Here is a 16,675-nt window from a genome sequence, read left to right as displayed (position 1 = left end):
TCTCGAACCGCTGGCCGACAAGCTGAACGCAGCGCTGGGCGCATCGCGCGCAGCCGTCGACGCGGGCTTCGTGCCGAACGACTATCAGGTCGGCCAGACCGGCAAGATCGTCGCGCCGCAACTGTACATTGCAGTCGGCATCTCGGGTGCGATCCAGCATCTGGCCGGCATGAAAGACTCGAAGGTGATCGTCGCGATCAACAAAGACGAAGAAGCGCCGATCTTCAGCGTCGCGGACTATGGCTTGGTCGGAGACCTGTTTGCAATAGTGCCAGATCTCGTAGCAACTACCTGAAGCAAGCTCGCTTCAAACTCGCGTACAGCGGGAAAAACGGCGAAACAATTCGGGTCTTTTGCTAGCTAAAGATTGAAACTGAAGGAGCCACGGAGCTCCTGTAACCTCAAATTGGAGAAGACAGTATGAGCGAGGCTCTTCTGTGCGATGCGGTTCGCACACCGATCGGCCGCTATGCGGGTTCGCTGTCGTCGGTGCGCGCCGACGATCTGGGCGCGGTGCCACTCAAGGCGCTAATGGAGCGCAACAAGGAAGTCGACTGGAGCGCCATCGACGACATCATCTTCGGCTGCGCGAACCAGGCGGGCGAGGATAACCGCAACGTCGCGCGCATGTCGCTGCTGCTGGCGGGCTTGCCCAGGGACGTGGCGGGCTCCACGGTGAACCGTCTGTGCGGCTCGGGCATGGACGCTATCGGCATTGCGGCGCGCGCGATCAAGTCGGGCGAGGCCGGCCTGATGGTGGCGGGCGGCGTGGAAAGCATGAGCCGCGCGCCCTTCGTGATGGGCAAGGCGACGAGTGCGTTTTCGCGTCAGGCCGACATCTACGACACGACGATCGGCTGGCGTTTCATCAATCCGCCGATGAAGAAAATGTACGGCGTCGATTCGATGCCGGAAACGGGCGAAAACGTCGCAACCGACTACAACATCAGCCGCGCGGATCAGGATGCATTCGCGCTGCGCAGCCAGCAGAAGGCCGCGCGTGCGCAGCAGAACGGCACGCTCGCGCAGGAAATCGTTTCGGTGACGATTCCGCAAAAGAAGGGCGATCCGATCGTCGTCTCGAAGGACGAGCATCCGCGCGAAACGAGTCTCGAGGCGCTGGCAAAGCTCAAGGGCGTCGTGCGTCCTGACGGCACGGTGACGGCGGGCAACGCGTCAGGCGTCAACGATGGCGCGGCGGCCTTGCTGCTGGCAAACGAAGAGACCGCGAAGCGCTATGGCCTGACACCGCGCGCGCGCGTGCTGGGCATGGCGACGGCCGGCGTCGATCCGCGCGTGATGGGTATCGGCCCTGCGCCCGCGACGCAAAAGTTGCTCACGCGCCTGAACATGAACATCAACCAGTTCGATGTGATCGAACTGAATGAAGCGTTCGCGTCGCAAGGCCTCGCGGTGTTGCGCGCGCTGGGTGTCGCGGATGACGATGCACGCGTCAATCCGAACGGCGGCGCCATTGCGTTGGGCCATCCGCTCGGCATGAGCGGCGCGCGACTGGTCACGACGGCGATGTATCAGCTGCAGCGTACGCAGGGACGCTTTGCACTTTGCACCATGTGCATTGGGGTCGGGCAGGGAATTGCGATCGCAATCGAGCGCCTGTAAGCGTGACCACGTGCACGAGCGAGGTGGTCGTGAATGCAATGACAAACTTCCAATTGCGCCGGGTCATGGCGGCGGCGTCCGCGAATCAGGAAGATGCCGACCTGTGGCGGATGTTCTCCAGTCTCTACGAAGAGCGTCGCATCCGCTGGTGCAATTCTGCGCGAGGTTGGCTTGTATCAATCGACAATCGTCATCTCGCCACCGAATCCAGCTTCGATCAGGCGATCCGGCTTGCGATTGGGCGATTTCTCCGGGTCAGGTCCGGCACCAGGTCGGCAAGTGGGCGGGGTTCGCTCACGTGAACAGCGCCGATAGGGAGTTCGGGGCGGAGGTGGCGGCGCAGGATCGCTTTCTCGTTTCGGAGTTCCGAATTCTCCAGTTTTGGTTAATCGACGCACCATGGACCTGAACCTGATCGGCTTGTTCATCGAGATCGTCGAATCGCATAGCCTCAGCGCTGCCGCGCGCAAGGTTGGCATGACGCGCTCGAACATCAGCCAGCGGCTCAAGCTGTTGGAACGCGAAACGGGCGCGCAATTGCTGCGGCGTTCGACGCGGAATTTCGAACTGACGCAAGCCGGGCGCACGCTGTACGACTGTGGCCTGCGCATGCTGGAAGACCTGAGCACGGCTCGCGCGTCGATTGACAGCCTCGGGCGAACCTTGAGCGGTCGTGTTCGCATCAGCGTGCCGACAGGCTTCGGCAGGATGTTCATCGGATCGAAGCTGCTCGAATTCGCGCGTATGCATCCGGGCATCACACTCAATGTCACGTTCAACAACCGGATCGAAGATCTGATTGCCGCGGAAGTCGACGTCGCGTTGAGGATTACGGCAACGCCACCGTTGGATTACGTGGCGCGCAACATCTGCTCGATCGACTGGAACCTCTATGCGTCGGCCGACTATCTCGAGAAGCATGGTCCGATTGACTGTCCGGCGGATCTCGAAGCGCAGACGCTGGTCGCGTCGCCTTACCCAGAGCGGCGGGTCACGATGACGCTCACGCACCGGCAGGACGAAGCCGATGTCCACACCATCACGATGCAGCCTGCGCTGCAGTCGTCCGACTATCCGTTTCTGGCGGAAGCGGTGAGTCAGGGCATGGGTATCGGGCTGCTGCCGGCCTATGTGCCGTATGCGCCCAAGTGCCGCGAACTGCTGCGGATCCTGCCGCAGTACCGGGTCGCCGGCTTGCAGAACACGTTGTATATCGTGACGCTCCCCAATCGTTTTCCGTCGCCGTCTACGCAGGCCCTGATCGACTATCTGCGAGCCGAAATCATCTCACTCGCGCAAACCTGGGCCTAAAAATAGGGCCTAAAACAGGGCATTTTTCCTGTTCCGCGCTCGGGTCATCCGAACCCGCCATTCCCGGCCACGTATCGTCAATATCGAGCATTTCACTGGCTAAGTCTTGCCGACGCTACACCGTCAATTTTCAGTTAACAGTTCGTCAATTGCCAGTTGGATTGTCAATGCAGTTGCTGCGTTTCACAATGACCCAACACGAATTACATGGAGACAAGGGCAATGACCCTCAAAGCGTCCGGAGTCGCGGTCACGCAAGCCGTATTGCAGATCGACGCGAGGCGCACCTTCATCGGCGGCGCCGACATCCGCGAGTTCACGCAACACGACCCGGTCTTCTGGCAACCGTCGCCGCTCATCGTCGATCTCATCAAGCACCGCGCCACACTGGCGAGCCTCGATCGTTCCGCCTGATCCGCTCAACCCGTCAAATACCCGTTTCAATTTCAGGATTCAGACCATGCGCGAAGCTGTCATTGTTTCCACCGCACGCACGCCGCTGACCAAGGCGCATCGCGGCGAATTCAACATCACACCCGGCCCCACGCTCGCATCATTTGCCGTGCGCGCCGCCGTCGAACGCTCGGGCATCGACCCGCAACTGATCGAGGACGCGATCCTTGGTTGCGGCTATCCGGAAGGCACGACCGGCCGCAACATCGCGCGCCAGAGCGTGATCCGCGCGGGGTTGCCGCTGTCGATCGCGGGCACCACCGTGAACCGCTTCTGCGCTTCCGGGCTTCAGGCGATCGCGATGGCCGCCGGCCGCATCGTCGTCGACGGTGCACCGGCGATGGTCGCCGGCGGCGTCGAAAGCATCTCCGGCATCCGTACCCGCGAAGACGGTGTGAGCGGGCTCGACCCATGGATCGTGGAACACAAGCCGTCGCTCTATATGACGATGATCGACACCGCCGACATCGTGGCTCAACGCTACGGGATCAGCCGGGAAGAGCAGGACCGTTTTTCGGTGGAAAGCCAGCGGCGCACCGCGCAAGCGCAGCTCGCCGGCCGCTACGCCGACGAGATCGTGCCGGTCACGACCACGATGGCCGTGACCGACAAGGAGACGGGCGCCGTCAGTCAGCGCGAGGTGACGGTCTCGGCCGACACCTGCAATCGCCCCGGTACGACCTATGAGGCGCTCGCAAAGCTTGCGCCTGTCAAGGGCCCGGAAAAGTACATCACGGCGGGCAACTCGTCGCAGAACTCCGATGGCGCTTCTGCCTGCGTGATGATGGAAGCGAAGGCCGCCGAACGCGCGAATCTCGCTCCGCTCGGTGCGTTTCGCGGCTTGGCGGTGGCGGGCTGCGAGCCGGATGAAATGGGCATCGGTCCGGTGCTCGCCGTGCCGAAGCTGCTCGCGCGTCATGGGCTCACGGTGAACGACATTGGTCTGTGGGAGCTCAACGAAGCGTTCGCATCGCAGGCGCTCTATTGCCAGCGGCGTCTCGAGATTCCGGCCGAGCGTCTGAACGTGAATGGCGGCGCGATTTCCATCGGGCATCCGTTCGGCATGACCGGCTCGCGTCTCGCGGGACACGTCCTTATCGAAGGACGGCGGCGCGGCGTGAAGTATGCCGTCGTCACGATGTGCATGGCCGGCGGCATGGGTGCCGCGGGGCTTTTCGAAATCTATTGAGAGACACGAGGTCATGGATCTGAACTTCACCCCCGAGGAGGAAGCCTTTCGCGAGCGCGTCGTGCGCTTTCTGAAGGAGAAACTGCCGGCGAGGCTTTCCGACAAGGTCCGCAGCGGCTGGCGCCTCACGCGTACCGACATGGAAGAATGGCACGCGATCCTGAACGAACAGGGCTGGCTCGCGAGTCACTGGCCGGAACAGTACGGCGGTCCAGGCTGGAACGCCGTGCAGAAGTTCATCTTCGAGAACGAATGCGCGCTGGCGGCCGCACCGCGCATCTTGCCGTTCGGCGTGAACATGCTCGGGCCCGTGCTCATCAGGTACGGCAGCGAAGCGCAGCAGCGCTACTGGCTGCCGCGCATACTCGATGGCTCCGACTGGTGGTGCCAGGGCTATTCCGAACCGGGTTCGGGTTCGGACCTCGCTTCCGTGAAGACGACCGCGGTGCGCGGCATCGATGCGCAAGGCGAGCACTACATCGTCAACGGCCAGAAGACGTGGACCACGCTCGGCCAGCACGCGAACATGATCTTCTGCCTCGTGCGCACGGCATCCGATGTGCGCAAACAGGAGGGCATCAGCTTTCTGCTCGTGGACATGAACGCGCCGGGCGTCGAGGTGCGTCCGATCATCACGCTCGAAGGCGAGCACGAGATCAACGAAGTGTTCTTCACCGATGTGCGCGTGCCGGCGGCCAATCTCGTCGGTGAGGAGAACAAGGGCTGGACGGTCGCGAAATATCTGCTGACCTATGAGCGCACGAACATCGCGGGCGTCGGCTTCTCAGTCGCGGCGCTGGCGCGATTGCGCCGGGTCGCGGCAAAGGTCACGCGCAACGGCGCACCGCTTGCCGACGATCCGTTGTTTGCGGCGCGCCTCGCTCGCGTCGAGGTCGATCTGGAAAACATGAAGACGACCAATCTGCGTGTGATCGCCGCGGTGGCGGGCGGCGGCGTGCCGGGTGCGGAAAGCTCGATGCTCAAGATTCGCGGCACCGAGATCCGCCAGGAGATCTCGTCGCTGATGCGTCGCGCGGTGGGACCGTATGCGCAGCCCTTCATCGAGGACGCGCTGCACGAGGGCTATGACGAGGCAAGCGTCGGTCCCGAGGAAGCCGCGAGCGCCGCCACGCTCTATTTCAACAACCGCAAGCTGTCGATCTTCGGCGGCTCCAACGAAATCCAGAAGAACATCATCTCGAAGATAATCCTGGGACTGTAAGAGGATCGCGATGAATTTCCAGCATACCGAAGACCGCCGCATGCTGGCGGATACGCTGAACCGCTTCGTGAGCGAGCAGTATGGCTTCGCTGCGCGCGACACGCTCGCGCATAGCGACTCGGGTTTCAGCCGCGAACTGTGGGTCCGTTTTGCGGAACTGGGCATCGTCGGCGCGCTTTTCAAGGAGACCGACGGTGGGTATGGCGGCGATGGCTTCGATATCGCCGTCGTGTTTGAGAGCCTCGGGCGGGGACTCGTGGTCGAGCCGTTCGTCGGTGCGCTGGTGGTCGGACACGCGCTTGCCCATACAGGCAGCGAGGCGCAGAAGGCGCTCATCGCGAGCCTGGTCGAGGGGCGTGCCGTGGCGGCGCTTGCACACGACGAACCCGGCTCGCACTACGAACTGACGAAGGTGTCGACGCGCGCCGTGCGCGGCTCCAACGGCTGGGTGCTGACGGGGGCCAAGACCGTCGTGCAGCAGGGCGCGGAGGCCGACTTCTTCCTCGTCTCGGCGCGTACGAGCGGTGTGGCCGACGCCGAAGCAGGGATCTCGCTCTTTGTCGTCCCGCGCGAGACGGTGGGCCTCGATGTGCGGGGCTATCGGAAGATCGACGGCGGACGGGCCGCCGAAATCTGTCTGAACGAAGTGTGCCTCCCCGACGACGCGTTGCTCGGCGAACGGGACACGGCATTCGCGAGGCTCGAATTCTGCATCGGCGCCGGCGTGCTGGCGTTATGCGCGGAGGCCGTGGGCGCGATGGATGTCGCGAAGGACCACACGCTCGAGTATCTGCGCACGCGCAAGCAGTTCGGCGTCGCGATCGGCAGCTTCCAGGCGCTGCAGCACCGCATGGCCGACCTGCTGCTGGAAATCGAGCAGGCTCGCTCCGCCGTCATCAACGCCGCCGCCGCGCTCGGCGCGGGTCGCGTTGAGCGCGAACGCGCGCTGTCAGCGGCGAAGTACACGATCGGGCGCATCGGCACTCGCGTTGCCGAGGAATGCATCCAGATGCACGGCGGCATCGGCATGACGTGGGAGCTGCCGCTTGCTCACTACGCGAAGCGCCTTGTGATGATCGATCATCAGCTCGGCGACGAAGATCACCATCTCGAACGCTATATCACACTGGGAAGGAGTGAGCGCCATGAATGAACCTGTCCTTGTGCATCGCGATGGCGCGGTGCAACTGCTGTCGTTGAACAACCCGGCCGCGCGCAACGCGCTCACGCCCGAGGTGTACACGGCGCTTCCGGCTGCGCTCGAGCAGGCGCAGCGCGATCCCGATGTCGGCGCAATCGTACTGACGGGTGTGGGCGGAGCTTTCTGCGCAGGCGGCGATCTGAAACGCCTCGCGCAGCGGCGCGCCATGACGCCGCCCGAGCGGCGCGCGGGCATCGAAGGCCTGCACGACATGATTCGCGCCATTCGCGACTGCAGCAAGCCTGTGATCGCGGCAGTCGAAGGAGCGGCGGCCGGCGCGGGCCTGTCGATCGCACTGGCGTGTGACATGCTGGTCGCCGCGCGCAATGCGTCGTTCTCGGTGGCGTACATCAAGGTCGGCCTTTCGCCCGATGGCGGCGCGACCGCGTTTCTGTCCGGGTTCGTCTCCCGGCAACTGCTGACCGAATTGTGCCTGACGGGCAGGCCTGTCACGGGCGAACGCATGCAGACGCTCGGCGTTGTGAATCGCCTCGTCGAGCCAGGCAGAGCACTCACGGAGGCCATCGCCATGGCACAGTCGGTTGCGGCCGGTCCCGAACGCGCGGCCGCCCGGATCAAGAGCCTGTGCCGCCGCGCCGGTGAGAACACGCTCGAAGCGCAACTGGACCTTGAGGCCCAGTACATGGCGGAGTCGCTCGGTGACGGCGAGGCTGCTGAAGGCATTGACGCCTTCTTCGACAAACGCCCCGCTGATTTCCCGGCCTTGCGTCGCGCGCGGGCCGTGCCTTCCCAATAGACGTGGCGCTCTCGTCATCATCCCTTTTCACTCCGGATTTGCCATGTCGAACCTGAATTGTTCTCTCCCGCTCGCCGGCGTTCGCGTTCTGGATCTGTCCCGCGTGCTTGCCGGTCCCTGGTGCGCCATGGTGCTCGGCGATCTCGGCGCCGAAATCATCAAGGTCGAGCATCCAAAGCGCGGTGACGACACGCGCGACTGGGGGGTGCGCGTCGGCACGACCGAGACGGCTTACTTCAACAGTGTCAACCGCAACAAGCGCTCGGTGTGTCTCGACCTGCAAAGCGCCGAGGGCCAGCAGATCGCCCGCGAACTGGCACAGCAGAGCGATGTCGTGATCCAGAACTTCAAGTTCGGCGGCGCGGAAAAGCTCGGCCTTGGCTATGACCAGCTCAAGGAAGCACACGAAGATCTCATCTACTGTTCGATCTCCGGCTACGATCGCCGCGGACCGGAAGCGGCACGTCCCGGCTACGATCTCGTCATTCAGGGCGAGGCCGGGCTGATGGCGCTCAACGGGGAAGCCGACCGGCCGCCGCTCAAGTTCGGTGTGGCCGCCGTCGACCTGTTCACCGGGATGTACTCCGCCCAGGCGGTGCTCGCCGCGCTCTACGAGCGTCAGAAAACCGGCAAGGGACGGCACATCGAGATGGCGCTCTTCGACTGTGGCCTGATGATCACCGCGTACTACGGGCTGGAGGCGCTGATCATGGGTGAGGACCCGCCGCGCTACGGCAATTCGCATCCTTCGATCATGCCCTACGGCGTATTCGACGCAGAGGATGGGCCGCTCGTCATCGCGGTCGGCAACAATCGGCAGTACGAGCGCTTTTGCCGCGAGGTGATCGAACGCCCCGATCTTTTCGAGGACGAGCGTTTCCGCACGAATATCTCCCGCACCGCCAACCGCGAGGTGCTCGCGCCCGAACTCAAGCGCGAGATCGGCAAAAGAAAACGCCAGGATCTGCTCGAGCACCTGACGCAAGCCTGCATTCCCTGTGGCGAAGTTGCCGGCCTTCACGATGCGCTCACCTCAACGCGCGCGGCAGAGGCCGGGCTTGTGACGAGTTACGCGCATCCCGAGGCCGGCAGCACGCCCGTGCTCGCTCCGCCTTATCGCTTCGACGGCGCGCGCCTGCCTGTGCGAAACGCTCCGCCGCAACTCGGGGAAGGCACGAACGATGTTCTCCAGTCGTTGCTCGGACTGTCCCACGAACGACTTTCACAACTGAAGGCCGACGGCGTCGTCTGACGCTGCATTGAGCCTGACTTCCTAGGGGATCGTTGCATGAGCCAGATCGCTTTTTCCAATGGCATCACCAGACTGTTCGGTACACGCCTGCCCATCGTCGCCGGCGGCCTGATGTGGCTCGCCGATGCGGACTATGTCGCCGCCGCGTCGCGCGCCGGCATCATCGGTTTCATCACGGCCGCGAGCTTTCCGGAGCCGCGCGCACTGCGCGCGGAGATCCGGCGCTGTCGCGACCTGTGCGAAGGCGGCCCGTTCGGCGTCAACGTTTCGATGCTGCCGAAGCTCGTCCCGGGCGAGAAGACGCTGGAAGTGTTCGAGCTCATCGTCGAAGAGGGCGTGAAGTTCGTCGAAACCTCGGGGCGCAGTCCGGAGGCATTCATGCCGCTTCTGAGGCAGGCCGGCATCAAGGTGCTCCACAAGGTCCCGGCGGTACGGTTTGCAGTCAAGGCGGCCTCGATCGGCGTCGATGCCGTCGCGATCGTCGGTGCCGAGTGCGGGGGACATCCGGGGCTCGACATGGTGGGATCGTTCGTGAACGCCGCGTGGGCCGAAAGCCACCTGGAGATTCCTTACCTCATCGGCGGCGGCATCGGCCGCGGCTCGCAACTCGCCGCGGCGCTCGCAATGGGCGCTTCCGGCGTCATCGTCGGCACGCGCTTCGCCGTGGCCGAGGAGATCTGGGCACATGCCGATTACAAGCGGCGGCTGGTGGAAGCCGGGCCGACCGACACCGAATTGTGCATGCAGTCCATGCGCAACACCGTGCGCACGCTGCGCAACGAGACGACGGCCGCCGTGAAGGAGATCGAGGCACAGAACCCGAATGTGACCATTCAGGACCTGATGCCGATGGTTGCCGGCAAGCTCGGCCGCAACGCGTACGTCACGGGCGACTGGTCGAAGGGGCTGCTTTCCGCCGGGCAGTCGCTCGCGTTCGTCGACCGTATCGAACCGCTTGCCGACATCGTCCGCCGCTTCGAGAGCGACATGCGGCAGGCGCTGGCGCGGGTAGCGATCGCCTGATCGGGTTCATGGGCGCCGCACGGGCCGTGCCGGCGTCAGTCATGCATTCACGCAGCGCGAGGCGATGTTCCCCTCGCCAGTCGAACACCGTCCCCCATCCATAAGAAGCGCTGTTGAAAGCAGCCCGTCAAGCAGTTGTATCGAGCCACCGAAGCTCATTCCATCCGTCATCAAAGACGTCAGCAGACAACAGGCAGGAGACAACCCATGCAGCATGTCCACATCGATTCAATCAAGGCGAGCCCCGCGTACCAGCGGCTCATCACGTCACGTCGCCGTTTCAGCTTCACGCTGACAGCGCTGATGATCATCACGTACTACGGCTTTATCCTGTTCGTCGCCCTCGCACCTCAAGTGCTGGCCCATCCGCTGTATGCCGGAGCCACGACGAGCATCGGCATCGTCGTGGGCGTCGGCATCATCCTGACCGCGATTGGAATGACCGGCTGGTACGTGCTGCGCGCGAACCGCACGCTCGATCCTTCGATGAGCGCGCTTCTCGCCAGTGCAGGGAAGGAGACCCATTGATGAAACTCGTTCGCTTCCTCTCCTGCGCGAGCCTTGCCTCGATGGCCGCGCTCGCTCACGCCTCCTCCGTCGAAGGCCCGGTGCCGGATCATGTCGAGCTGAATCCCGTCGCAATCGGCATGTTCCTGTTATTCGTACTCGTTACGCTCGGCATTACGCGCTGGGCATCGCGCAGGACCCACACGACAAAGGACTTCTACAGCGCGGGTGGCGGCATCTCCGGCTTTCAGAACGGGCTCGCCATTGCCGGGGACTATATGTCCGCAGCCTCGTTCCTGGGCCTCTCCGGCATGGTGTTCGTGTTCGGATTCGATGGCCTGATCTATTCGATCGGTTTTCTGGTCGGCTGGCCGTTTGTGATGTTCCTGCTCGCCGAGCCCTTGCGCAATCTCGGTAAGTTTACGTTCGTCGACGTGGTCGCCTACCGGTTCGAACAGGCACCGATTCGCCTCCTGACTGCCAGCACGTCGCTCGTCGTCGTGGTCTTCTATCTGGTCGTGCAGATGGTCGGTGCGGGCAAGCTGATCCAGTTGCTGTTCGGATTGCAGTACTGGATCGCGGAAGTCGTCGTCGGCGTGCTGATGGTGATCTACGTGTTCTTTGGTGGCATGACGGCGACCACCTGGGTGCAGATCATCAAAGCCGTGCTCCTGCTATGCGGCGCGACGTTCATGGCCGTCACCGCGCTCGCGCAATTTGGCTTCAATCCCGACGAGATGTTTCGACGCGCGGTCGACGTCCATCCTGGCTCACTCAGCATCATGGGCCCCGGCAAGCTGCTGAAGGATCCGCTCAACGCACTCTCGCTTGGCATCGCGCTGATGTTCGGCACCGCCGGGTTCCCCCATATCCTGATGCGCTTCTTCACAGTGCCCAGCGCGAAGGAGGCGCGCAAGTCCGTGTTCGTCGCCACCGGCCTTATCGGGTATTTCTATCTGCTGACCTTCGTGATTGGCTTCTCCGCGATCGCACTGCTTGCGCAGCATCCCGAGTTCTTCAAGGCTGCCGTCGACGGGCATTTCAATCTCACGCGCGACCTCGTCGGCGGCTCGAACATGGTTGCCGTCAAGCTGGCGCAGGCGGTGGGCGGCAACCTGTTCTACGGTTTCATCGCCGCCGTGACCTTCGCGACGATCCTGGCGGTGGTCGCGGGCCTCACGCTCTCCGGGGCGACCACGGTTTCACACGATCTTTACGCATGCTGGCTCGCGCGCGGTAAAGTCAACGAAGCTCACGAAATGCGCATGTCACGTCTCGCGACACTGATTCTGAGCGTCGTCGCGATCGGACTTGGCATTCTCTTCGAGCACGTCAATGTGGCGTTCCTGGTCGGTCTCGTGGCGGCCGTCGCGGCCAGTGCGAATTTTCCGGTGCTGGTGTCGTCGATTTTCTGGCGTGGCATGACGACCTGCGGCGCGGTGGTGGGCGGCAGTCTCGGGCTGACCTCCGCAGTGCTGCTGACACTGTTTTCGAAATCAGTATGGGTCGACGTGCTGCATCGGGCACATGCGCTGGTGTCCCTCGACAACCCCGCGCTGGTTTCGGTGCCGCTCGCGTTCGCGGGCATCTGGGTCTTCTCGATGCTGGATCGCGGCGCCCGTGCGCAGCGAGAGCGGCAAGCGTTTGCGCTGCAGGAGTTTTATGGGCAGACGGGCATGCTGTCGGCGAAGGCAGTCGATCACTGAACACCATTCGCGCGGACAACCGCAACGCATGCGTTCGCGGCTCGCACACGCGAGCCGTGCCACGTTTCGTATGAGTGGAAACGCGACTGATTACCGTGCCCGGGGATACGACGGCGGAAGTTGCGAATGCTTTTGCGGCTACGGCACGAACGGTTGGATCGCAGTTCGCTGATCAGTCGCTGGTTCAACCTCTCTTCAAAAAACAAGTCGCCGTTGCCGTCGCGAGAAGCTTCCCGTCGAGGGATTTCAACGTACCTTCCGAGGTTGCGATGTTCCGCGAGACGTGGACCGTGCGGCCTTCCGCCACGACGTCCTGATCGCGCGGCACAGGCCGCAGCATTTTCACTTGCAGGTCGATCGTGCCGTAACCGACGCCGGCTTCCAGCATCGAGTGCACGGCGCAACCCGTCACGGAATCGAGTACGGTTGCGGCGAAGCCGCCGTGCACGCCGCCAAGTGGATTCAGATGCTGGCTGCCGGCGCGCGCTGTCATCTTCACGTATCCAGGGTCGACCTCTGCGAACCACATGGGAATCGTCTCCGCCATCGAAGACCGCGGCAAGTGACCTGACTCGGCGGCGCGCAGCAATTCAAGACCGCTCATTTCCAACGGATTCATCCTTTCCTCTCTTGATTCTGTTCAAACGAGCGCCAACACGATGACGGCCAGTACACCACTACCTGATCGCTCAGCTTTGATTTCTGGGGTCATTAACTTGCCTCCCACAATTCGCGGCATCGAGAGGTATCTTCTCTGGAACGCCATCGTATTTAAATGTTCGCACGCGAAGTATAAACCGATTCACAGGTGAAGCGCATTTTGTGAAAGTCAACGAGCTGTCAACTGAAACTTGACATCAACGCCGTACAAACTCTAGCCTGCACAGCGTCTTGCGGTGCATCAGTGACTGGTGGCTTCCATAGGTGATATGCCTGTCTGGGAGATAAACTCCTGCGCGTCGAAGGCGGCAATCTCCTTTTTTGCGCGAGCAGTGCGGTCAAGCTTCGAGAAAACAAATATGCCTGCGAAGGCGAGCGGCACGGAAAAAAGAGAAGGATTGTCGAGACTGATGGGCGCGCTGGCGTGTTGCATGACGTCGACCCATACCGGTTTGGACAGGATTGTCAAAACCACGGCCGAGACAAGGCCGAGTAGGCCGCCAAGCACAGCGCCTAGCGTGGTTGTGCCTCGCCAGAATATTGAACAAAGAAGAACAGGGCAGTTGGCGCTGGCGGCAATCGCTGCTCCCATGCTGACGATAAAGGCGACATTCACGTGCTCGAAAGGAATGCCCAAGCCTACTGCGACCATGGTTAGTGCGACAGTCGATATGCGCGATATCTGCATCTCCCGGCGATCGGACTGTTTCCCACGAGCTATACACGAAGAATATAGATCGTGCGAGACGGTCGCCGCACCGGCCAATGTCAGACCCGCTACCACGGCGAGTATGGTCGCAAAAGTCACAGCGGCAATGAAGCCGTAAAAGACACTTCCTCCGACCGCCTTGGCCAGGTTGACGGCGACCATGTTTGTTCCCCCGATAAGGTCTCGGGTGAGCAGAAACTGACCGGTCGAACCGATTTTGAAAAATTCCGGATGTTGTGAGAGAAGGGCGATCGCAGAAAAACCGATGACGAATGTGAGCAGGTAAAAATAGCCAATAAAGCCCGTCGCGAAGAATACCGACTTTCTCGCTTCTGCCGCGTCACGAACGGTGAAGAAGCGCATCAGGATATGAGGAAATCCCGCCGGACCGAGCATGCCCGCTATGCCGAGCGACAGCGCGTTCAGTGGCTCGTGCATGAGGTGCCCTGGTCCCATGATCGCTTCCGCGTGCGGATGGGCGCGAACGGCCGCAGTGAACATCGCCTCTGGACTGAAACCGAATTGAGCGAGAGAGGCCGCCGCCATGAACGTTACGCCGAAAAGAAGCAGCCCAGCCTTGATTATCTGTACCCATGTAGTGGCGGTCATCCCTCCAAATGAAACGTACGTGACCATCAATATGCCGACGATCACCTCGGCAATCCAGTAAGGTAGATGAAAAAGCAACTCGATTAGCTTGCCCGCGCCAACCATCTGCACGATCAGAAAAAAGACGACGACTACAAGCGAAGTACAGGAGGTAAGCAACCGTATGGGGACCTGCTGCAACCGGTGTGCAACCACGTCTACAAAGGTGAACTTGCCCAGGTTTCTCAGCGGTTCGGCGAGCAGAAACATGAGGAATGGCCATCCGACAAGAAAGCTGATGGCGTATATAAGACCATCAAGGCCAAACGCGAAAACCATGCCGGAAAGGCCCAGGAAGGACGCAGCGGACATGAAGTCGCCCGCCATCGCAAGCCCATTCTGCAAGCCTGTAATGTTGCCGGCGCCTGTATAGAAAGCGCGCGTCGATGTATTTCGACGGGCGGCCCAACGTGTAATTGCGAGAGTCACACATACGAACAGGAAGAACATCGAAATGGCGATAGGGTTCAGCGCCGCGCCGAGGGCAGCGGAACCGTTGCCCTCGGCGGCCTGAACGCAAACTGGAACACAGAGAGCTAGAAGCGGAATGTGTAATGTCGGTTTCATTCTGCGTGCGCTCCGCTGGATTTCTGTAAGACGCGCTTCATGCCGGGGTCGAGGACGCGGGTCACGACAAGCGCGTACCATCCGGTCAGACTGACAGCAGTCACAATGACGATTACACCGGCGACGATCCCGATGCTGGTGGAAGCGCCGTGGTAGATCGGCCGTGCCAAAAAGCGAGGCGCCGCCGCCACGAGAACGATGAATCCGTAGTAAGTCAGTGTCATCAGTCCAGCAAAGGTGAAGCTAAAGCGGCGTTTGGCTCTCACAAGCGCCCGATAGTCTCCACTTTTCCGTATTGCGTCTATTACGATCTGCTGCATGGATGTCTCCTTTCTGCCTCTGATATTCGCCTTTTGGCGTATGTCGGCCTAACTTCTGCTGATCAACAGTCTTGGGCCGGCGACGGACTTGTTATATTGGTTGCGCGCCTTTGTTTGAGATGGTCGCAGGCAAACTGCTTTGCAGGAAAGTTTGCACGTCCGAACGGAAGCGGTTTTCCTCTGCGCTAAATTCGCGGTCCATCTACTCGGCCTCCTCAAAAGATCTCAAAGAGCGCCGCCGCACCCATGCCGCCAGCAATACACATTGTCACTACGGCATATTTCACGCCGCGTCTGCGTCCTTCAAGGAGTACGTGGCCGGCCAGGCGTGCACCTGTCATTCCGAATGGATGGCCTAGGGCAATTGCACCGCCATCGACATTGAGGCGTTCAGACGTGATTCCGAGTTTTTCCTGGCAATAAATCGCCTGTGATGCAAATGCCTCGTTCAATTCCCAAAGTCCTATGTCATCCACCTTGAGATTGTGTCGATCAAGCAGCTTCGGTACGGCCAGCATGGGTCCGATGCCCATCTCGTCAGGCTCGCAGCCGGCGACAACCATACCTCTGAACGCACCGAGGGGATCGATGTTCGCCCGTTCGGCATCTTTAGCGTTCATCAGTACACAGGCCGATGCACCGTCAGACAATTGAGAGGAGTTGCCGGCTGTCACGAATCGGTCCGGGCCTTTTACTGGCTCGAGCCGCGAGAGGCCCTCGAACGTGGTGTCGGGCCGGTTGCATGTGTCTTTGTCGATCGTGACTTCTTTCAGCGTGACGACGCCGGTGTTTTTATCCTTGACCGCCATCGTGGTGGTAACAGCAGTGATCTCTTCCTTGTATCTGCCTTCAGCCTGCGCCCGCATAGTCTTCTGCTGGCTTGAGAGAGAGAATCGGTCCTGTGCTTCGCGGCTGATGCCGTAGCGCTTTGCGACGACGTCACCCGTATCGATCATGGCCATGTAGAGATCAGGCTTATGCTCCGCAATCCACGGATCAAGGTGTTTGTCGGCGTCTTCGCGAGTCTGGATTCCGGTTATGCTTTCTACGCCTCCGGCGATAACAGCCTGTGCACCATCGACGACAATACGTGCGGCCGCCGTTCCGATTGCCTGAAGTCCCGAGGCGCAAAAGCGGTTTATGGTTGTCCCTGCAATGGACAGAGGGAGGCCTGCCCGTACGACAGTCTGGCGGGCTACATTGCGCCCGGTGATGCCCTCTGGATACCCGCAGCCGAGAATGGTGTCTTCGATCAGGGACGGGTCCACGCCTGAGCGGTCTACGGCTGCTCGAACGGCCCATGCGGCGAGGGTCGGCCCATGTGTCCGGTTGAACTCTCCACGGTGAGATTTTGCAAGCGGAGTACGGGCGGTGGAAACAATGACGGCTTCACGCATATATTTCTTCAGAAGGAAGTAGGTCTTTAGTCGGTTAAGCAGGAGAAGTCTGGTCCTTGACCTGCCAGCTGGACGAGAAGCGGTGAACCGCCCTTATTGCAGGGTTGGTCTCCGCGAACCGGACGGCATC

At 61.5% G+C, this 16,675-nt stretch carries 16 protein-coding genes; 12 read left to right on the top strand and 4 right to left on the bottom strand.

Translation table 11 applies throughout. The annotated features are described in order from the left end of the window. The 12 genes from PQR42_RS28865 to PQR42_RS28810 all read left to right on the top strand — a co-directional run. The coding region (locus tag PQR42_RS28865) for an electron transfer flavoprotein subunit alpha/FixB family protein (RefSeq protein ID WP_408494296.1) at nt 1-295 on the top strand (295 nt) is incomplete at its 5' end. A 125-nt stretch (nt 296-420) separates the two neighbouring features. Beyond that, complete coding sequence (gene pcaF, locus PQR42_RS28860; RefSeq protein WP_408387415.1) at nt 421-1,623, top strand: 3-oxoadipyl-CoA thiolase; 1,203 nt, start codon at nt 421-423, stop codon at nt 1,621-1,623. A gap of 399 nt (nt 1,624-2,022) precedes the next feature. Continuing rightward, nucleotides 2,023-2,934, top strand: coding sequence for a LysR family transcriptional regulator (locus PQR42_RS28855; protein WP_408387414.1), 912 nt, complete (start codon nt 2,023-2,025; stop codon nt 2,932-2,934). 222 nt (nt 2,935-3,156) lie between these two features. Next, nucleotides 3,157-3,348 carry a hypothetical protein gene (locus PQR42_RS28850; RefSeq protein ID WP_408387413.1) on the top strand — a complete coding sequence of 64 codons (192 nt, stop codon included), beginning with the start codon at nt 3,157-3,159 and terminating at the stop codon, nt 3,346-3,348. 46 nt (nt 3,349-3,394) lie between these two features. Beyond that, on the top strand, nt 3,395-4,576 hold the full coding sequence (locus PQR42_RS28845; RefSeq protein WP_408387412.1) for an acetyl-CoA C-acyltransferase: 1,182 nt from the start codon (nt 3,395-3,397) through the stop codon (nt 4,574-4,576). A 13-nt stretch (nt 4,577-4,589) separates the two neighbouring features. Further along, entirely contained in the window at nt 4,590-5,798 is a 1,209-nt protein-coding gene (locus PQR42_RS28840) for an acyl-CoA dehydrogenase family protein (protein ID WP_408387411.1), read from the top strand. Nucleotides 5,799-5,808: 10 nt separating this feature from the next. Next, the gene (locus tag PQR42_RS28835) at nt 5,809-6,951 is read left to right on the top strand and encodes an acyl-CoA dehydrogenase family protein (protein WP_408387410.1); all 1,143 of its coding nucleotides are present in this window, start codon (nt 5,809-5,811) and stop codon (nt 6,949-6,951) included. Continuing rightward, nucleotides 6,944-7,756: an oxepin-CoA hydrolase, alternative type gene (locus PQR42_RS28830; RefSeq protein WP_408220761.1), complete on the top strand. Its 813-nt coding sequence runs from the start codon at nt 6,944-6,946 to the stop codon at nt 7,754-7,756. The genes PQR42_RS28835 and PQR42_RS28830 overlap by 8 nt, the downstream gene beginning before the upstream one ends. A gap of 43 nt (nt 7,757-7,799) precedes the next feature. Next, the gene (locus PQR42_RS28825) at nt 7,800-9,008 is read left to right on the top strand and encodes a CaiB/BaiF CoA transferase family protein (RefSeq protein ID WP_408387409.1); all 1,209 of its coding nucleotides are present in this window, start codon (nt 7,800-7,802) and stop codon (nt 9,006-9,008) included. 36 nt (nt 9,009-9,044) lie between these two features. Further along, nucleotides 9,045-10,031, top strand: a complete 987-nt coding sequence (locus PQR42_RS28820; protein WP_408387408.1) for an NAD(P)H-dependent flavin oxidoreductase — start codon at nt 9,045-9,047, stop codon at nt 10,029-10,031. Between the two features lie 207 nt (nt 10,032-10,238). Beyond that, a complete protein-coding gene (locus PQR42_RS28815) occupies nt 10,239-10,559 on the top strand; it encodes a DUF485 domain-containing protein (RefSeq protein WP_408387407.1) in 321 nt (106 codons plus the stop codon). Further along, a complete protein-coding gene (locus PQR42_RS28810) occupies nt 10,559-12,244 on the top strand; it encodes a cation acetate symporter (protein ID WP_408494295.1) in 1,686 nt (561 codons plus the stop codon). Before PQR42_RS28815 ends, PQR42_RS28810 begins: the two co-directional genes overlap by 1 nt. A 184-nt stretch (nt 12,245-12,428) precedes the next feature. Here PQR42_RS28810 and PQR42_RS28805 read toward each other — a convergent pair whose 3' ends face one another. From PQR42_RS28805 to PQR42_RS28790, 4 genes are all read right to left on the bottom strand, one after another. Further along, nucleotides 12,429-12,863 carry a PaaI family thioesterase gene (locus PQR42_RS28805; RefSeq protein WP_408494293.1) on the bottom strand — a complete coding sequence of 145 codons (435 nt, stop codon included), beginning with the start codon at nt 12,861-12,863 and terminating at the stop codon, nt 12,429-12,431. A 282-nt stretch (nt 12,864-13,145) separates the two neighbouring features. Further along, entirely contained in the window at nt 13,146-14,828 is a 1,683-nt protein-coding gene (gene actP, locus PQR42_RS28800) for a cation/acetate symporter ActP (protein WP_408450170.1), read from the bottom strand. After that, the gene (locus PQR42_RS28795; protein WP_408220775.1) at nt 14,825-15,148 is read right to left on the bottom strand and encodes a DUF485 domain-containing protein; all 324 of its coding nucleotides are present in this window, start codon (nt 15,146-15,148) and stop codon (nt 14,825-14,827) included. Before PQR42_RS28795 ends, actP begins: the two co-directional genes overlap by 4 nt. 215 nt (nt 15,149-15,363) lie before the next feature. After that, a complete protein-coding gene (locus PQR42_RS28790) occupies nt 15,364-16,545 on the bottom strand; it encodes an acetyl-CoA C-acyltransferase (protein WP_408494291.1) in 1,182 nt (393 codons plus the stop codon). Nucleotides 16,546-16,675 lie beyond the last annotated feature (130 nt).

This window comes from Paraburkholderia sediminicola, from assembly GCF_046027355.1.
GTDB classification, from domain to species: Bacteria; Pseudomonadota; Gammaproteobacteria; order Burkholderiales; family Burkholderiaceae; genus Paraburkholderia; species Paraburkholderia sediminicola_B.
Note: the sequence above shows the minus strand (reverse complement) of the source record. Positions and strands in the feature narration are given on the sequence as shown.